General features: G+C 44.7%; 15 protein-coding genes. 6 read left to right on the top strand and 9 right to left on the bottom strand.

All coding sequences use genetic code 11. The annotated features are described in order from the left end of the window. Positions 1-96: 96 nt before the first annotated feature. From L3V33_RS08170 to nspC, 3 genes are all read left to right on the top strand, one after another. Entirely contained in the window at positions 97-3,048 is a 2,952-nt protein-coding gene (locus L3V33_RS08170; protein WP_237290217.1) for a pyridoxal phosphate-dependent class III aminotransferase, read from the top strand. 8 nt (positions 3,049-3,056) lie between these two features. Then, entirely contained in the window at positions 3,057-4,307 is a 1,251-nt protein-coding gene (locus tag L3V33_RS08165) for a carboxynorspermidine synthase (RefSeq protein ID WP_237290216.1), read from the top strand. Between the two features lie 213 nt (positions 4,308-4,520). Next, the gene (gene nspC, locus L3V33_RS08160; protein ID WP_237290215.1) at positions 4,521-5,654 is read left to right on the top strand and encodes a carboxynorspermidine decarboxylase; all 1,134 of its coding nucleotides are present in this window, start codon (positions 4,521-4,523) and stop codon (positions 5,652-5,654) included. 85 nt (positions 5,655-5,739) lie between these two features. Here nspC and L3V33_RS08155 read toward each other — a convergent pair whose 3' ends face one another. From L3V33_RS08155 to L3V33_RS08140, 4 genes are all read right to left on the bottom strand, one after another. Beyond that, a complete protein-coding gene (locus L3V33_RS08155) occupies positions 5,740-6,276 on the bottom strand; it encodes a DUF1566 domain-containing protein (RefSeq protein ID WP_146457118.1) in 537 nt (178 codons plus the stop codon). Next, positions 6,276-7,925 carry a DUF1566 domain-containing protein gene (locus L3V33_RS08150; protein ID WP_237290214.1) on the bottom strand — a complete coding sequence of 550 codons (1,650 nt, stop codon included), beginning with the start codon at positions 7,923-7,925 and terminating at the stop codon, positions 6,276-6,278. The genes L3V33_RS08155 and L3V33_RS08150 overlap by 1 nt, the downstream gene beginning before the upstream one ends. A 192-nt stretch (positions 7,926-8,117) precedes the next feature. Continuing rightward, a complete protein-coding gene (locus tag L3V33_RS08145; protein WP_065204842.1) occupies positions 8,118-8,630 on the bottom strand; it encodes an ACT domain-containing protein in 513 nt (170 codons plus the stop codon). Positions 8,631-8,883: 253 nt separating this feature from the next. Beyond that, the gene (locus L3V33_RS08140) at positions 8,884-9,795 is read right to left on the bottom strand and encodes a DUF3943 domain-containing protein (RefSeq protein WP_054547348.1); all 912 of its coding nucleotides are present in this window, start codon (positions 9,793-9,795) and stop codon (positions 8,884-8,886) included. A 209-nt stretch (positions 9,796-10,004) separates the two neighbouring features. Here L3V33_RS08140 and L3V33_RS08135 point away from each other — a divergent pair, with 209 nt between their 5' ends. Continuing rightward, positions 10,005-11,243 (top strand): CinA family nicotinamide mononucleotide deamidase-related protein, encoded by a 1,239-nt coding sequence (locus L3V33_RS08135; protein ID WP_237290213.1) that lies wholly within the window; start codon positions 10,005-10,007, stop codon positions 11,241-11,243. A gap of 161 nt (positions 11,244-11,404) precedes the next feature. Here L3V33_RS08135 and L3V33_RS08130 read toward each other — a convergent pair whose 3' ends face one another. The 3 genes from L3V33_RS08130 to L3V33_RS08120 are packed head-to-tail and all read right to left on the bottom strand — an operon-like array spanning position 11,405 to position 15,322. After that, positions 11,405-12,250: a DmsC/YnfH family molybdoenzyme membrane anchor subunit gene (locus tag L3V33_RS08130; RefSeq protein WP_171309115.1), complete on the bottom strand. Its 846-nt coding sequence runs from the start codon at positions 12,248-12,250 to the stop codon at positions 11,405-11,407. A 1-nt stretch (position 12,251) separates the two neighbouring features. Continuing rightward, the gene (locus L3V33_RS08125) at positions 12,252-12,872 is read right to left on the bottom strand and encodes a DMSO/selenate family reductase complex B subunit (protein ID WP_004733360.1); all 621 of its coding nucleotides are present in this window, start codon (positions 12,870-12,872) and stop codon (positions 12,252-12,254) included. 11 nt (positions 12,873-12,883) lie between these two features. Further along, positions 12,884-15,322 (bottom strand): DmsA/YnfE/YnfF family dimethyl sulfoxide reductase, encoded by a 2,439-nt coding sequence (locus L3V33_RS08120; protein ID WP_171330959.1) that lies wholly within the window; start codon positions 15,320-15,322, stop codon positions 12,884-12,886. A 198-nt stretch (positions 15,323-15,520) separates the two neighbouring features. On the opposite strand from L3V33_RS08120, the gene L3V33_RS08115 reads away from it, so the two are divergent. Both L3V33_RS08115 and napF read left to right on the top strand, forming a co-directional pair. Then, positions 15,521-16,087 (top strand): molecular chaperone, encoded by a 567-nt coding sequence (locus tag L3V33_RS08115; RefSeq protein WP_171316054.1) that lies wholly within the window; start codon positions 15,521-15,523, stop codon positions 16,085-16,087. Further along, positions 16,087-16,599: a ferredoxin-type protein NapF gene (gene napF, locus L3V33_RS08110; RefSeq protein WP_054547353.1), complete on the top strand. Its 513-nt coding sequence runs from the start codon at positions 16,087-16,089 to the stop codon at positions 16,597-16,599. The genes L3V33_RS08115 and napF overlap by 1 nt, the downstream gene beginning before the upstream one ends. A gap of 179 nt (positions 16,600-16,778) precedes the next feature. On the opposite strand, the gene yfaE is transcribed toward napF, so the two are convergent. Both yfaE and nrdB read right to left on the bottom strand, forming a co-directional pair. Beyond that, positions 16,779-17,057, bottom strand: a complete 279-nt coding sequence (gene yfaE / locus L3V33_RS08105) for a class I ribonucleotide reductase maintenance protein YfaE (RefSeq protein WP_004733364.1) — start codon at positions 17,055-17,057, stop codon at positions 16,779-16,781. After that, a complete protein-coding gene (gene nrdB / locus L3V33_RS08100) occupies positions 17,057-18,190 on the bottom strand; it encodes a class Ia ribonucleoside-diphosphate reductase subunit beta (protein WP_004733365.1) in 1,134 nt (377 codons plus the stop codon). Before nrdB ends, yfaE begins: the two co-directional genes overlap by 1 nt. Positions 18,191-18,288: the final 98 nt, after the last annotated feature.

Genomic DNA, 18,288 nt, shown 5'->3' with positions numbered 1-18,288 from the left:
GCTATATCTCATTTCTAGACAATACGCGTGTTTCACGGTGAACTCTCTCAAAATCAGCAGAGGGTTAGTGTGTCATTGCGTCTGATGGAGATGAGTATGAACAGATTCAAGGGGACTTTTATGACTACCGCCTTTGAAGTCGATATTAATACTATCGCAAATTCATTTTCAACTATGGTTCCTATCGTTGAGGGAACTTACGACCTAACACCTGACGCTATTTTGCTTGAGCAAGAACAGCATGAATCGGATGTTCGCTCTTACCCAAGACGCCTACCTATTGCAATTAAGAGAGCATGTGGCGTTTTAGTTGAAGATACTCGTGGCCAACTCTTTCTCGATTGTTTAGCCGGTGCAGGTACACTTTCTCTGGGTTATAACCACCCTGAGATCAACCAAGCACTCAAAGATCAACTCGATTCAGGTTTGCCATACCAAACGCTTGATATCACGACGCAAGCGAAAGATACGTTTATCAAGCGAGTTAAAGCCTTTCTTCCTCAAGACTTTTCAACTAACTCGGTGATCCAATTTTGTGGCCCATCTGGCGCTGACGCTGTAGAAGCGGCGATCAAGCTCGCTAAGCAAACCACAGGTCGCAACACCATGTTTGCTTTTCGTGGCGCATACCATGGTATGACTAATGGCACCATGGGTATGATGGGCAACCTAGGTACAAAAGAACGTCGCAGCGGCTTGATGTCTGACGTACATTTCATGCCTTTCCCATACAACCTTCGCTGCCCGTTTGGCATTGGTGGTGAAGCAGGTGCCAACGCGAGCATTCGTTACATCGAACGTATGTTGAATGATGACGAATCCGGCATCATGAAACCAGCTGCGATGATCGTTGAGCCTGTACAAGGTGAGGGCGGTGTGATCCCTGCTCCAGCATCTTGGTTACAAGGTCTACGTCGTATCTGTGATGAACACGGCATTCTACTTATCTTTGATGAAATTCAGTGTGGTGTAGGTAAAACTGGTCATCGCTTTGCGTTTGAAGAATCAGGCGTTAACCCTGATATTTTGTGCTTGTCTAAAGCGATTGGCGGCGGACTGCCTATGTCGCTGCTTGTGTTCGATAAGAGCATTGATACTTGGAAAGCGGGTGAGCACACCGGTACATTCCGTGGTAACCAATTAGCAATGGTATCTGGCGCTAAAGCATTAGAAATCATCGAGCGAGATGGTTTGGTTGAGCACGCGAACATCGCAGGCCAATACTTACGTCATGGGCTTGAGAGAATTCAATCGCGTGTGAACTGTATTGCTGAAGTTCGTGGCAAAGGCTTGATGCTTGGCGCTGAGATCAAGCAACCAAACGGCGAACTCAACAAATTTGGCGAGCCGCAATCAGACGGCGAGCTGACGTTAGCGATTCAACGAGCAGCATTAGAGCGCGGCTTGATGGTTGAAAAGGGTGGTCGTGATGGTTCGGTAATTCGTTTCCTTCCTCCTATGATTATCTCTTTTGAGCAGATCGACTTTGCATTGCGCGTCATGGAAGAAGCGATCATCGCAGCGGGTGGTGGTTTACGACAAGACCAAACACAAAGCGAAGAATCAAATCAGGAATGGAACAAGCATTTCATCCAGACGGGTTTAGGCGGTAGCGACGAATTTGCTAGCGTGATGAACCAAACTACTCAAGCGATGAAAGCGGTTTTTGAACAGGTTGAAACCCCTTATTCGGGTTTAGATCCAAAAATGCTAGAAGCAGCTATCAACGCTGTCGATCTCGATAACAGCCAACACGCTTTGGTTGATGTTGTGGATAGCACGGCTGACTTAGTCGCAGCGAACTCTATCTTTGTGCAGCACCCAGACTGTATTGCACACCTTCACACGCCTCCTCTTATGGCTTCTGTTGCTGCGGAATCGATTATCGCGGCGTTGAATCAATCGATGGATTCATGGGACCAAGCATCTGCTGCGACTTATGTTGAGCAGCGCGTCGTAGATTGGATGTGTGACAAATACCAGCTTGGCGCACAAGCTGACGGTGTTTTCACCAGCGGCGGCACGCAAAGTAACCTAATGGGTTTATTGCTTGCGAGAGATTGGGTTGCCGATAAGTACAATGGCCATTCTATCCAAAAGCTTGGCTTGCCAGAATACGCGAGCAAGCTGCGTATCTTATGTTCAAAGAAATCTCACTTCACGGTTCAAAAGTCGGCCTCTTTAATGGGTTTAGGCGAAGCTGCAGTGTGTTGTGTTGACACCAATGCAAACGGCACTATCAAGCCGGACTTGCTAGACGCAGAAGTGAAAGCACTTAAAGCTCAAGGGTTGATTCCTTTTGCTGTTGTCGGTACCGCGGGTACAACCGATCACGGTGCTATTGATGACCTGGAAGCGATAGCTGACATCGCCAACCAACAAGATCTTTGGTTCCATGTCGACAGTGCTTACGGTGGCGCGCTTATCTTAAGTAGCCATAAAGCTCGCCTGAAAGGCATCGAAAAAGCGGACTCAGTGAGCGTTGATTTCCACAAGTTGTTCTTCCAAACAATCAGCTGTGGTGCTGTGCTTCTCAAAGACAAAGCGAACTTTAAGTACCTACTGCATCACGCAGATTACTTGAATCGTGAGCACGATGAGCTGCCAAATCTAGTCGATAAGTCTATCGCTACCACCAAGCGTTTCGATGCACTGAAAGTCTTCATGACTATGCAAAGCGTTGGGCCAAAGCAACTGGGTGATATGTACGATCACCTTCTAGAGCAGACGCTTGAGGTTGCCGATCTGATTCAGAAGCATGATGATTTTGAACTGCTTGCTGAGCCGTCTCTTTCGACTGTGCTGTTCCGTTCGGTTCCTAGTAATGGACAGTCAGCAAACGGTGTTCTTGATTTAGACAAACTGAATCAGACGTTAAGACTGGAGGCGTTGACTCGTGGCGCTGCCGTGCTTGGCGAAACGGTCGTTGATGGTAAAAGTGCGCTGAAATTCACTATCTTGAACCCGTGCTTAAAGACATCAGATTTCAAATCTCTAATTAACAAAATTCAAACTCTAGCCACTGAGCTAGCAGAACAACAAGGGTAATTAAAACTATGGCTATTCTACAAATTGGTGCAGGCGGCGTCGGTTGGGTTGTTGCACATAAAGCAGCACAAAATAACGAAGTACTGGGTGATATCACAATCGCTTCTCGCACAATCGCGAAGTGTGAAAAAATCATCGAATCTATCAAGGGCAAAAACAACCTTAAAGATTCTACTAAGAAACTAGAAGCTCGTTCAGTAGACGCTGACGATGTTGATGCACTTGTTGCTTTGATTAAAGAAGTTAAGCCTGATCTAGTGATCAACGCTGGTCCTCCTTGGGTAAACATGGCGATCATGGAAGCGTGTTACCAATCTAAAGTATCTTATTTAGATACATCGGTTGCGGTTGATCTATGTTCTGAAGGCCAACAAGTACCACAAGCTTATGATTGGCAGTGGGGCTACCGTGAGAAGTTCGCTGAAGCGGGCATCACAGGTATTCTTGGCGCGGGTTTCGATCCAGGTGTGGTATCAATCTTTGCAGCGTACGCGGTTAAGCACCTGTTCGATGAGATTGACTCAATTGACGTAATGGACGTAAATGCTGGCGACCACGGTAAGAAGTTTGCGACAAACTTTGACCCAGAAACCAACATGCTTGAGATCCAAGGCGACTCTTTCTACTGGGAAAATGAAGAGTGGAAACAAGTACCTTGTCACTCTCGTATGCTTGAGTTTGAATTCCCTAACTGTGGCTCTCACAAGGTGTACTCAATGGCACACGATGAAGTGCGTTCAATGAAAGAGTTCATCCCAGCTAAGCGTATCGAATTTTGGATGGGCTTTGGTGATGCATACCTGAACTACTTCAACTGCATGCGTGACATCGGTCTTCTTAGCCCTGATCCGCTAACGCTACATGACGGCACTGTGGTTCAGCCCTTACATGTTCTTAAAGCGCTGCTACCAGATCCAACATCTCTAGCTCCGGGTTACACAGGTTTAACGTGTATCGGTACTTGGGTTCAAGGTAAGAAAGACGGTAAAGAGCGTAGCGTATTCATCTACAATAACGCAGACCACGAAGTGGCTTACGAAGACGTAGAGCACCAAGCGATCTCTTACACAACAGGTGTTCCAGCAATTACCGCTGCACTTCAGTTCTTCCGTGGCGAATGGGCAGATAAAGGCGTGTTCAACATGGAACAGCTAAACCCAGACCCGTTCCTTGCAACGATGCCTGAAATCGGTCTAGATTGGCATGTTCAAGAGCTAGAGCCTAAACAAGGTTTACCTCTGATCCACACTTTGAAGTAATTCTGGCTCTTTGCCCTCGTTGCGTTGTCCATCGTGTTCATTTACATTCGTAAACTTCGCGCGATGTCCTAGCTACAAGGTCAAAGCTCTGCGAATTACATCCAAAGCCATATGATGGACAAGAACGTATAATTACAAGCCGATGCATGAGTGTCGGCTTTTTTCGATTATCATGTGCCCTCGTTAAGTCGAGGGCAGCAAGGTATAGATAACATGCAAAACAATGAACTAAAAACGCCTTATTTCATGATCAACGAAGAGAAGTTGATTGCGAATTTAGAGATAGCTAAACAGCTGAAAGAGATTTCAGGTGTGAAGCTGGTATTGGCACTCAAGTGTTTTTCGACATGGGGTGTGTTTGACATCATCAAACCTTATCTCGATGGCACGACAAGCTCTGGTCCATACGAAGTGAAGCTTGGTCACGAAACCTTCGGTGGTGAAACGCACGCTTACAGTGTGGGTTACAGCGAAGATGACGTGAGAGAAGTCGCTGACATCTGCGACAAGATGATCTTCAACTCGCAAAGCCAGTTAGCGGCTTACCGTTATGTTGTTGAAGGTAAAGCTTCACTGGGTTTACGTTTAAATCCGGGTGTGAGCTACGCAGGGCAAGACTTAGCAAACCCTGCACGCCAATTCTCTCGTTTGGGTGTTCAAGCTGATCACATCAAGCCTGAGACCTTCGATGAGATTAATGGCGTCATGTTTCACATGAACTGTGAGAACAAAGACGTCGATGCATTTATCGGTTTACTTGATTCAATCTCAGAACAGTTTGGTGAGCACTTAGATAAGTTGGACTGGGTGAGCATGGGCGGTGGTGTGTTCTTCACATGGCCGGGTTATGACATTGAGAAGCTGGGTCTTGCGCTAAAATCCTTCTCTGAAAAGCACGGCGTGCAGATGTACCTTGAGCCGGGTGAAGCCATCATCACTAAAACAACTGATTTGGTTGTGACAGTGGTTGATATCGTAGAGAACGTGAAGAAAACGGCAATTGTCGATTCAGCTACCGAGGCGCACCGCCTAGATACGCTTATCTACAATGAACCAGCATCGGTATTGGAAGCGTCTGAAAATGGCAGCCATGATTATGTGATTGGTTCGTGTTCATGCCTTGCGGGCGATCAGTTCTGTGAAGCAAGCTTTGATGAACCTCTGAAAATTGGTCAAAAGCTGCATCTGTTGGACAGTGCTGGTTACACTATGGTGAAACTGAATTGGTTCAATGGTTTGAAAATGCCGTCTATCTATTGTGAGCGCAGCAATGGCGAAATTCAAAAATTGAATGAGTTTGGCTATGACGACTTCAAACGTTCTCTGTCGCAGTGGTCAGTAAAGTAACTGAGTCATAGCTTCAGAACAATAAAAAGAGCAGCCAATGAGCTGCTCTTTTTGATTTTGGACTCTTACTTGATGAAAGAGTGTTTTACTCGTTCAATTCTTTTACTAAGCGGATAAGGGTCATCCCACTTGAATTTGTGGTTACTTCTTGTGCTTCTGTGAAGTCAATTATCAATCCGTCGTGATTAGTATTGATACCATTATTGTCCGGAGTATTTGTCCAATAAGGTGCATTTATTGTTGTTGGGAAGTAACTTAGATTAATAGCTGGCTGGGTACAGCGGTAATCAACAATGGAACCAAGCTCTTTGATATTTGGTAGTCTAAAACTATTTTGAGATCCAATTGTTGTTAATGTTGTATCAGCCGCCGCGGCCAAAGCATCTTGAAAAGAGATGTAGTTCGTAGGGAACCCGCTACAAAGATTACTTTCTGTATCATAGGTTTCCCCGAGACTGCATTTGGCCCATAACAGGTTGGTGTGTATATCTAAGATCGTTCCATCTTGGCGGTCGATGAATTGACCATCAGTTTGGGAAGCGGGTTGATTTTCAACACAGGTTTGAGCGGAGCCTAAACTCGGAGCAAATAGGGCTGCTATAACATAATATTTAAGTTTCATTATTCGACTACTCCACTTACTGCGATAACACCTTGATAAGTCCCTTTGTTACAAAGTTTCATTTGCCCGCTTGATGTATCCATACACCATGCACTGCTGCTGGCTCCAACAGAAGAGGACTGCGTAAAAATAGTATCAACAGAGCTCACATTCTTGATGTATGGGAAGTAATCAACAGTCGTTGGGTCAATAGTGCCCACATTATAGTTAATAAATGAACGAGCTTCTGCCGGAGAAGGCAAACGCCAGTTATTGACGCCACATGCACCAAAGCTATTTAGGTTGGCTAAGTAACCTTCGGCATCACAACGTCTATTACCTGAAGAATTGGTCGAGTAAGCACACGCAGAAGAAATTGGTCCGTCAGCCAGAAGCTCATCATTTTTATGACCGGCAGAACCGCCATTCGTTGTGGAAACTGAATCATACCATGTGTATTGGTAGGCAGCGCTGCGCCAGTAGGCCGATTTTGTCGAATATGGGTACGGGTTTGCATCAGGGGCATTGGCGTAATCTTCTAACCATTGATCGATTGCGCTTTGATTTGGTAAGTCGATTGGTTGCTGTTTGGCTTCAATATACATACCTGTTCGTTCATCTCGAACGCAAGACCAATCCGTGGCGCTATTTGGAAGAATGTTGCCACTGTAATCTAATTTAGTGAATTTAAAGCCGTATTGACCGTCTGAGTGGTCTGTACCGTTAGTACTATCTAAACCATAGTTGGCATCTTGCCCGGGGTAATTGGCTGGCGCAGATATTAAATCGTGGGTTGCACCATCAGAGTAGGTAGCAAAACCCGTATCGTTAATCCCTCTATCGCCGGGTATATAAAATGACAGCGAGTTGTGATCGCTATCGATCGAGGTATTTCCGCTACTGGACATGGTGAATACAACCGATTCCCCCCCTTCACTTAGCCTATCTTGTTTGGCTGTTACTTTTATTGCGTGCGTTAAACTTTCGGCGGGAATCGTAATAGTCATGCTACTAAGATTACTGGTGTAATCATCATTTGAAGCTATCCCACTTTTTTCTAGTGTAACGGTAATATCTTGGTAGGAATAGTGGCTTAACTCAATGTTACTGCTGTCACTATCCCCTTCTAAGACCACTTTGCTGGTGTCGCTATAGCGAATACTTGGTTCAGAATCACTATCGGATAACGTCACATTTGTTTGAGCATTGTCGATCTTATATAGATCGCTACCATCTGCGCTTATAGAATAATGAAGAGTTTTGCTTCCTTCATACAGATTATTGTGCACAAGGTTTAATGGCAGATCTGCGTTTGTTGCTCCTGCCGCAATTTTGACGTTTTGGCTAGAGATAACATCGTAGTTCTTGAACGCACCACTGGAACGTGTCGTCACGTCACTGGTTGAGATCGTCAAGGTTAGATCTTGGCTTAAGGCTTCGGAAAGAGAAACGGTGATCGACTCTGTTTTTGACCCTGATTGTGGTTCAGACAATGAAACACTATTAGGGAGGCTAACAGTAACCGGGGAAGAGGATGAACCAGTACTGGTTCCTGTCGTTGTTGTTCCACTGTCATTATTTTCATGGCCGCTTTTACAGCCGCTAAATAGTGTTGTGAGAAGGATTACTGAGATGGCATTGAGTTGCCAACTCGACCTTTTTCTTTCCATGTATTAACCTAAGCTACTAAATTATATAAGATATCTATGATAACAATAAATTCATATAAATGCTTGGTTTCATATGTCTAGGTTATGTTTTTCTATCCTTTTTATTCGTATTTTTGTAAGTTATGTAAGTGAAGTGTGTTTCTCATTAGTTAGCCTCCCAACAACGAATCCATTGTCGGGAGGGTAGGTAACTTAACTCTCAATCATCACTCGAGTATCTTCGCTGAGTGTTTCTAGTTCATTCACTACGTCATCAATCAAAACTTCGATTGGTAGCTTAACGGCAATCTTGGAAGTAAATAAGCTTGAGCTAACACCGCCGCCACCGGCGATAAAGACACGGTGGCAGTCCATATCGAGAATGCTGATCCCTTGTCTGTCTAATACATGTGTCACTTCGTTGACGATACCTGCTCTGTCGTTAGAGTCGAGCCTTAAGTGATGGATTGTATCTTGTGCGTTGTGAGTGTGGTCTGAATCAACAAACTGCACGATCAAGTCAGCATTGGCGCTGAAAGCCTCTTTCACAATCGATTCGTTGATGGCTGGAAGTTGAACCTTGAGTACGCCTGCGACCTGGTCTTCAATAAAATTAACTTTACTGATGAGCCATTTGCCGTCGTTTTCGTGAGTAACAGCAGCAAGTTGTTTGATTGTTGCTGGTGATGCTTTTCCGATAAAGTTTACGATAAATGTACTGTTCATATCAGCCCCCAAAGTTTCAATGATTCGTTTCTAATTAAATGTTTGATATCACGCGATAAAGTTCTTTAATTTCAGTGTAGAAGTTTACATCGAACAATGTTTGACCTACGTCAATTTTTGAAACTAAGCTGTGAAGTAAAAAAAGAGAATGAAGAGTAGGGCACAAAAAAAGCGGCTAGAGAGCCGCTTTTTAGAAGAGTTGTCGCTTTTATTAGGAATGCAGTAACTTGAAATTCATAGACTGAAAGACGATTTAGAACGTTACTTTAAAGTTCATACCAACAAATTGAGAATCGTATCGTGCGCCAGCATCGTAGGCGAATCGAGCCGCGTCTTGGTTATCCCACCAAGGGTTAGTATTCAGATTAACTTCCGCGTCACCACCCCATGCATCACTTACCCAGTAGTGGATATGGCCAACAGGGTTTAGGAAGAATAGAGACACATTACCCATGGTTTGAGAGCCCATCACTTCGCCACCTGAAGCAACGATGTCTTGTTCTGCTTCTAGCATCATTTCACCAACAACGGCACCAAAGAAAGGTGTGATGAAGAGATCTTGCCATGAAGGTACTTCAGCAAACGCTTCTACGCCGTATTCCCAGAAGAAGGTCGACATTGTCCAAGAGTACATGAAAGACTCAAACTCGTCGTAACCAGCATGTCGAGCTGCTGTATAGTAAACACCACCGAAATACGGGTGCATCACGTAGTTTAGGAAGTGTTCGTCACGATCCCATACTGGGCCTTCGGAAACGTTATCTTTCCATTTTTTACCCAGTGCGCTGATATCACGTTGGTCATCATCCCACTTAGTGATACTTTCAGGTAAAAGAGTCATTAGACCAACGGTTGCGACACTTAGGCCAAGAATAGTGTAGGTTTGACCCATTAAGTAATCCCAATCTTTGCCATCGCTGACGGTAAGGTAGATTGGTTGCTTATCGATCGTTAGATCGTACTGATCACTTGATTCGCTTAGTGCATAGTTCTTGCTAGGCTTGTAGGTGTACAAGCTTTCATTAACACAGTAATCTTGAGCACATTCATCCGAGTAAGAAAGGTTGATTGGCTGGTCGAAGTCGTATTGGCTTGCAACCGAGTTAACTGACATTAGCATTGAAAATGCAGCAGTAACCTTCGTTAGTAACGGTGATTTGGCCACAAGGGTCTCCATGAGAAGTTAAGAATTGATCAGAGTCACAATTATCTATTAAATGCCTGATTTAGGGAACTAATAATTTATTGCTTTTCCTAAGAAAACCTTAGATTTAACATTATTAATATTTGTGAAAAGGTGAAATGTCTCAAACTCAACCATAGACCAGTTTGTAAATAATGCAGTGTCTTTTTATGACTACAAAGGATAGAAATATGACGAAAATCGCAATGTTAAGCACTGGTGAAGAAGTTCTTCATGGGGACATTGTAGACACAAACGCAGCTTGGATGTCTGCTGAGTTTTATCAGCACGGTTTTGCCCTAGCGAAACGTTCGACTGTGGGTGACCAAATGAATGCTCTAGTTGAAGAACTGTTGATGCTGAGTTTTAACTATGATGTGGTTATCGTTAATGGTGGTTTAGGACCGACAACTGATGATATGAGTGCGGCTGCGGCTGCGACGGCTTCAGAGCAGAAACTCGTCATGTTCCCTGAATGGCTAACTCGTATGGAAGAGATGTTTTCTGGACGTGGTATGCCGATGCCGGACAGCAACCTTAAACAAGCTTTGTTGCCAGCGAGTTCAGAGATTGTCGATAACCCTGTGGGCACGGCTTGCGGCTTCAAACTGAAAATCAACGATGCGACTTTCTATTTCACTCCGGGTGTACCGAGTGAATTCAAACGCATGGTCACGTTTGAGATTATTCCTGATTTGTCGCGTACTTACCCTCAAGTGGTTGCCTCTGAATGCAGTCGACTGTTTACGTTTGGTTTGTCTGAGTCGGGTATCTCGGATGTGTTAGATCAGCTTAAGCTTCCTGCCGGCTATGAACTTGGCTACCGTTCTTATCTGCCGTTCATTGAGGTCAAACTGTTTGGTCCTAAGGCAGACTTAGAAACTCGCGTTAAGTTGCTGCAAATGGTTTACAAGCTGCTAGAAAGTAATGTCGTCAGTGTTGATGAGCCTATGGTTGATCATATTGGCCACATAATGGCTGAGAAAAAGAAGACGTTATCTGTGTCTGAAGTGTCGACCAAAGGCGCATTGTCAGCGTGGCTGCAATTGAATGAGCAGGTTGAAGATTGCTTCGGGCATTCGTGGGTGATGGCTGAGCCAAAAGAGAGTGAACTTGAGAAGAGCGATCCATTAGCTGCAACCTTTGCTCTGGCTGGCGCAACAAGAGAGAAGTGCGGTACTGAGCTAGCTTTGGTGACTGGCAAGTTAGAAGGCAACACATTCAGCGTTGCATTGTCGACCGAAGCGGGAGAATGGGGTCAGGTGCTTGAATTTTATCGTCAATACTCACGCGAAGACCAACGTAACTTGATTAAGACCGTTGCTGCCGATATGCTGAGAAGGCATTTAGACAACAAACCGATGTTTGGTACTTACTCTTCGGTTAAGCGATTGAAAGACATGTTTATTCCAGCGGCTATTATTAAGTAAGTATTTAGGCGAGCTAACCAAGTCTGTACTAAAAACGCGAGAAAAAACGAAATAAAAAGGCCCAACATCTAAATAGGTGTTGGGCCTTTAGTTTATCTAGCCTTCTAGATAACCAAACAAGCAGCTATGTTTACACGTAACTCATGTCTGTAAGAACTTGATTACAAACCGCTTGTCATATGTAGACTATAGAATAAACCACGGCCGATTAACTCTGAAGCCAAGAACAATACTAGTGCTAAGCCAAGGTTTACTGGGTTCACTTTTGCTTTGTTCAGCATAGGTAGAATCCAAATCAACAAGCTTGCCATTAGCAGTGCCACTTGAAGAATCACATAGTTACCTAAACCATCGACTAACTCAGACGCTTTTGCCGCTGAAGTTTGGATGTCACCGATTAGGTTCAGTTTTCCTACTGTCACAAGCAAGCTGATAGCAACTGCGATAACAGCCAGCATGGTGATGTTACGGTCAACCGTAAAGCGGCTGTCATTTGCGAATACAATCACAAACTGAGACATCAGCAAGCCGCCCACAACCATCGTCATGATGAAGCTCAGTGGTGTGTAGATGTTGTCCCACGTCGGTACTGTGTTGATCATGTATACGTTAATCATCGCGTACATGAAGATAACACCCAGCACCATAGCGCCGACCATCAGTGCTTTCTGGATAGCAACGCCACCTTTCTTAACCACAGACAGTAGCCATTGCAGGCCGCCGACAGCGAAGAATGCTGCACCGAAGAACACTTCGTTAGACAACCAAGCTGAGCCTAATTGGTTAAAGGCATTAAACGCGCGCAGTGGAGAACCTAGGTGCGTTGTCGAGAACATAAAACCAAGACCCATTAATGCCCACAGAATGAACATTGGAACCTTGTAGCTGTTTAGTTTCTCTTCGTCATGACCAAGTACCAGTGCACGAGCACCAATCAGTAAGTAACCACCAACCGCAGTTTGCGCCAGCACCGTAAAGAAGATTAAAGACCACTCATGAAAAATCATCTTACACCTCCTTCGGGTTTGCTAGGTGACCACTGGTATCGCCAGTCGGCTTCGCGTTTTTGTTCAGCTTAATCACGATGTTCGGTAGCGTTTCTGTTGAAGATGGCAGTGGAGCCACATCCGCACCAGAGCCGTACTTCTCGCGAAGTGTATTGATTTCGCCAAACTCCAATGCACGAAGTGGGCAAGACTCAACACAGATAGGCTGTTTGCCTTCAGAAACTCGTTGGTAACAACCATCGCATTTCGTCATGTGACCTTTCTTAGCATTGTATTGTGGTGCGCCGTAAGGACACGCATTGCTACAGTGCTGGCAACCAATACATACGCTCTCATCAACCACAACCAAACCGTCTTCATCACGTTTGTGCATAGCGCCCGAAGGACACACTTTCACACACGCTGGGTTAGTACAGTGGTTACAAGCGATAGATAGGTAGTAAGAAAAGACATCTTTCTGAACCCAAGTATCACCATCTTGAGTGAAGCCACCACCTGCGTATTCGTATACGCGACGGTAGTTCGTTTTGATGTCTAGATCGTTATAATCTTTACAAGCAAGCTGACAGGTTTTACAACCCGTGCATTTACTTGAATCAATGTAAAAGCCGTATTGTTTCATTCCAACCTACCTTATGCTTTGTTTAGCGCTTTGATTTGAACTAGGTTTGTATGCTGAGGGTTACCCTTAGCAAGTGGGCTCGGGCGCTGAGTCGTCAGCACGTTGATGGAGCCTGCATGGTCGATCTTCTGACCATCTGGTGCGTACCATGCACCTTCGCCTAGTGCGACAACTCGAGGAAGAATCCTAGGTGTCACTTTCGCTGGAATATGAACTTCGCCACGGTCATTGAAAATACTCACCATATCGCCATTTTTAATACCGCGCTCTTGAGCATCAATCGGGTTGATCCATAACTCTTGCGGTGCTGCTGCTTTGATTTCTGCAACGTTGCCGTAAGTCGAGTGAGTACGAGCCTTGTAGTGGAAACCAGTTAGCTGAAGTGGGTACTTCTCTGCTAGTGGGTCGTTGTGACCTTCAAAAGAGTCCGCGTAAACGGGAAGTGGGTGAATTACTTCGTCTTCTTTCAGTTTCCAAGTCTTCGCGATATCAGCCAGTTGCTCTGAGTAGATCTCGATCTTGCCGCTTGGTGTTGTCAGTGGGTTCGCTTCAGGATCTTTGCGGAAATCTTCGTAAGCGATGTAGTGGTGGTCATAGCTACGTTTGTAGATACCCAGCTCTTTCATCTCTTCGAAGGTTGGCAGTGTTGGATCGTTCTTACGAGTTTCAGCGTAAAGATGCTCAATCCATTGCTCTTGTGTACGACCTTCAGTGAACTCTTTTTCGACGCCCATGCGCTTCGCTAATTGAGAACACATTTCATAGATAGATTTCGCTTCGAACTGAGGCTCGATCGCTTTCTGCGCGTAGATGAAGTAAGGCATATTCGCTGCTTTACCATCCATACACCAGTCGTCTTGCTCAGACGTTGTTAAGTCTGGCAGGATGATATCGGCGTATTTCGCTGAAGAAGTCATATGGTTATCAACCACAACAATCATTTCACACGCACTTTCATCTTGAAGAATCGCGTGAGTCTTGTTGATGTCTGAGTGTTGGTTAATGATGCAGTTACCTGCGTAGTTCCAGATCATTTTGATTGGGTTCTTAAGGCGCTCTGCACCGCGAACACCGTCAGTGATGTCGGTCATTTCATGGTGACGGTAAATCGCGTCTGTCCACATGAACATTGAAATTGAAGTTTCAACTGGGTTTGGCACAGTAGGGAAGCGAACAAACGGAATGTTGATGTCACTTTCACGAGCGCCTGTTGAACCGCCAGACACACCCACAGAACCGGTTAGTAATGACAGCATTGCGATTGCACGACACGCTAGCTCACCATTCGCAGTGCGCTGTAAGCCCCAGCCTTGGTGAATCGCACATGGTTTCGCCGTGCCCATCTCGCGACCAAGCTTGACGATAGTATCAACGGGAATACCGGTGATCTTAGAAGCCCATTCTGGTGTCTTCTCTACGCCATCTTCACCTAAACCTAGGATGTAAGATTTGTAGTCGCTGTTTTTAGGCGCCGATGCAGGCAGAGTTTTCTCGTCGTAACCGACACAGTATTTGTCTAGGAACGGTTGATCGACAAGGTCTTCAGTGATCATTACGTGTGCAAGACCCGCTACCAATGCAGCATCTGTAGAAGGACGAATTGGGATCCATTGATCTTCACGGCCACCGGCAGTATCGGTGTAGCGAGGGTCGATGATAATCGTTCTTGCGTTCGATTTGTTTTTGCTTTCTACATAGTGGTGGATCAGACCGCCGCCAGACATGCGTGTCTCGGCAGGGTTGTTACCAAATTGGATGTTAAGCTTGGTGTTCTCTAGGTCAGAGAAAGAGTTGTTGTTTGCCCAACCACCGTAGGTGTAGCTCAAGCCTTTCGCGATTTGCGCTGTTGAGTAGTCACCGTAATGGTTTAGATAACCACCACTTAGGTTCATTAGACGAGCAATCAGCGTTTGTGCTGGTGGCCAAGACTTAGTTACTGTACCGCCAAGTGTACCTGTCCCGTAGTTTAGGTAGATAGTGTCGTTACCGTAGTCTTTGATAAGGCGTTGCATGGTGCCAGCAACTTCATCGTAAGCTTCTTCCCAGCTAATACGTTTGAATTTACCTTCACCACGTTTGCCCACACGTTTCATCGGGTATTTCAGGCGATCTGGGTTGTAAACACGGCGGCGCATAGAGCGACCACGTAGACAAGCACGAACTTGGTGATGACCGTATTCGTCAGTACCAGTGTTGTCGGTTTCTACGTATTTGATTTCACCGTTTTGCACATGCATACGTAATGGGCAGCGAGAGCCACAGTTTACAGTACATGCACTCCATACGATTTTCTCATCCACACTCTCAGCAACCGCAGCCGCTACTGGTTTGGATTTGAAAGGTAAAGCGATACCGCCCGCGAGTGCGGCTGCGCTACCTACCGCAGAAGAAGCTTTCATGAAGCCTCTTCGAGTAAGATTCATTACCCCAGATTCTTTCTTATTCGTCATTCTAAGATGCCTATTGTTATTGATGACTAGCACTTTATAGGTAGTTTAGTCTCTATGTTTTTATTTCTAATTGTTGATTGATTGGCATCAAATAAGATCGGAATTAAAATATTATGAATCGAATGTATAAAATAGATCAAAGAATCCAATCGTATTATTTATATAATTGTCGTTAAACCAATTACGGCATAAATAAGAATGATTATTGATACGCATAAATTGCTCGGTTCATTATTTTATCAAGCAACTAATAAAGAACAGTTAATAGATACTGTTCAGGCCTTAGTAGAGAGCCAAGTTTTATCAGAAGATTGTTTACTGGCACTCCAAAACGAACAGGAAGATGCGCTCGCTGCAGAGTTTAGTCGACTGTTTGAAGGCGTTGGCGACATGCCAGCACCGCCTTGGGGCTCTGTTTATCTCGATAAAGACCGTATTGTGTTTGGCGCATCGACTGTGGAATATCGACAGTTTTTAGAATTGAATCATATTGAGTTAGATACAGGCTTAAGAGAGCCAGAAGACCAATTTGGTTTAATGCTACTCGCACATGCGTATTTGTTAGAAAATAATAATATTGATTCATCTCGTGAATTATTAGAGTCTCATTTATTAACTTGGTCATCAGTTTATTTAGAGAGATTTAATTCAGCATCAGAGTTATCTTTTTATAAGAAGCTATCAAGTGATGTAATATATTGGCTTGAGCAATTAACATCTGAATATAATTTAAACGTTGCTACTAAAAAGTTATATATCGATTAATGCCTGAACAAATAAATTCAAATAGGCGTGGTTTCTTAACTCGACTTTCTAAACCGGTTAAAGCCGCCGCGAATTATGAAGAGAAGTCACAACGCTCGTATGCAAGGCCGCCAAAAGCGGTCGATGAGGTGCTGTTTGAGCGTCTTTGCGACGGTTGTGGGCTATGTGAGCATACGTGTCCGAATAGTGTCATAGAGATGCTAGAGGGCAGTGCGCTGCTGAATTTGGATTACAACAGTTGTTCTATGTGTAACAAGTGCAGTGAAGTGTGTCCGACTGGCGCGCTTCATCCAACGGTCACGCCTTATATTGACTTGAAGCCTAGCTTTGCTGATAGCTGTAACAATTACATGCAAATGGATTGTAATGCGTGCCAAACCGCTTGTTCAGCAAGTGCGATTCAAATCGAAGCAGGGGAGTTGCCTACGGTGGACAAAGATAAGTGTAACGGCTGCGGAGAGTGCCGAAGCGCTTGTTACATTGGCTCAGTGACTTTGAACCTTATTCAGTAGTAAACGTCTGGTTTGGCTTTGTGGCAGCGAGCTAGCAGAAAGGCTTTGGTTGAGTGAGAGGCGAGTAGTCTCAGATTCCTAAAGACATAAATAGAAAAGTGTCCGCATTCCTAGAGGAAGCGGACCCTTTTTAGTTCTTATTGAAGTTATTCGAGCAAAGCGACCTAAAGCCAGTTGGCTTATGCGCGTTTTTGCTTGCTTCTATGGATAACGTTACTCAGCGATAACTCAGTTTTTGCTTTGCAGATGCATGGCAAAATTTCATTGGCTTGTGTGTAAGCCATAGCAAAACCAACGTACTCGACTTCACCAGAATCCAACGTACAGCGGCAAGCGCCACAGTGGCCATCTCGGCAGTTGTATTCTGGCTCTAACCCTGCTTGTTCCATTGTTTCCAATAGAGTATTTGAAGGGTTAGATTCAATAGAAGTCAGCTTGTTGATTTTGATTGTTGGCATTACAGCTCAAACCCTTCAAAGTCGTCAGCTTTTACTTCGTTGTCGATTTGGCCAACTAGGTAAGAACTGATTTCAGCTTCTTGTGGAGCAACTTGAACGTTATCTGAAGACAACCAAGCGTTGATCCATGGAATTGGGTTCGACGTTGCTTCTGGGTAAGCGGTACCTAGGCCAACAGCCTGCATACGGATGTTAGTGATGTACTCAACGTATTGGCAAAGAATATCTTTGTTTAGACCAATCATAGAACCATCTTTGAATAGGTATTCTGCCCACTCTTTTTCTTGCTCAGCCGCTTCTTTGAATAGGTCGAAACACTCTTGCTTACACTCTTCAGCGATCTGCATGAATTCGAAGTCATCTTGGCCATTACGCAGCAAGTTGATCATGTGCTGTGTACCAGTAAGGTGAAGAGCTTCATCACGAGCGATTAGCTTGATGATCTTCGCGTTACCTTCCATTAGCTCACGCTCAGCGAATGCGAATGAACATGCAAAGCTTACGTAGAAACGAATCGCTTCCAGTGCGTTCACAGACATTAGACATACGTAAAGCTTCTTCTTCAGGTCGTGAAGTGAAATCTTAACGTCTTCGCCGTTGATGTTGTGGTTGCCTTCGCCGTAGCGATGGTAGTCAGCCGTCAGCTTGATCAAATCATCGTAGTAAAACGCGATGTCTTTCGCACGTTTCAGGATCTCTTCGTTCTCAACGATATCGTCGAATACTACGCCTGGATCATTCACGATGTTTCGGATGATGTGCGTGTATGAACGAGAGTGAATCGTTTCAGAGAATGACCAAGTCTCAATCCAAGTTTCAACTTCTGGCAGTGATACCAAAGGAAGTAGGGCAACGTTAGGGCTGCGGCCTTGGATAGAATCTAGAAGCGTTTGGTACTTCAGGTTAGAGATGAAGATGTGCTTTTCATGCTCAGGAAGCTTGTTGTAGTCGATACGGTCGCTAGACACGTCTACTTCTTCTGGACGCCAGAAGAAAGAAAGCTGCTTTTCGATCAACTTTTCGAAGATTTCGAATTTCTGTTGGTCGTAACGTGCAACGTTTACCGACTGACCCAAGAACATTGGTTCTTTTAGTTGGTCATTTTTTTGTTGAGAAAAAGTACTGTAAGCCATAAATGCCTCAAATCCTTTAAAGACCCGCAATAAAACGGACCCTGTTAATGCTTTAAACCCAGAGAAGATAACTTCTCTGGGGTCTTAATGTTTATTGC

The sequence above is a fragment of the Vibrio sp. A2-1 genome (assembly GCF_021728355.1).
Taxonomy (GTDB): Bacteria; Pseudomonadota; Gammaproteobacteria; order Enterobacterales; family Vibrionaceae; genus Vibrio; species Vibrio splendidus_K.
The sequence above is the reverse complement of the archived record's forward strand: the minus strand, read 5'-3'. Positions and strand labels throughout refer to the sequence as shown.